Raw genomic sequence first — 319 nt, forward strand, 5'->3', positions numbered from 1 at the left:
CCCGGCCATGCCGTACGATCATGGGCTGGGCGTTGGCCCGCACCCGGCTGCCTGCCGTGGCATAGCGGACATGGCCCGTTGCCATGTGGGCCTTGGGGGTGGAAAGACTGCCCAGCACGGCGGGGGTGAACACCTCGTTCACCAGGCCGAGGTCGCGGTGGCCCTGGATGACACCGTCATCGTTGACCGCAATGCCGCAGCTCTCCTGCCCGCGGTGCTGCAGCGCATACAGGGCAGTATAGGCGGCAGCGGCCACGTCCTCGGTGCCCGCCCGGTCGTAGATGCCAAAAACGCCGCATTCCTCGTGCAGCGGATATGC

At 67.7% G+C, this 319-nt stretch carries 1 pseudogene; it reads right to left on the reverse strand.

The features are described from left to right. Positions 1-319: pseudogene (locus tag P0G09_RS17040) on the reverse strand (amidophosphoribosyltransferase); the annotation flags it as partial.

This window comes from Faecalibacterium sp. DFI.5.82, assembly GCF_029076575.1.
Taxonomy (GTDB): Bacteria; Bacillota; Clostridia; order Oscillospirales; family Ruminococcaceae; genus Faecalibacterium; species Faecalibacterium duncaniae.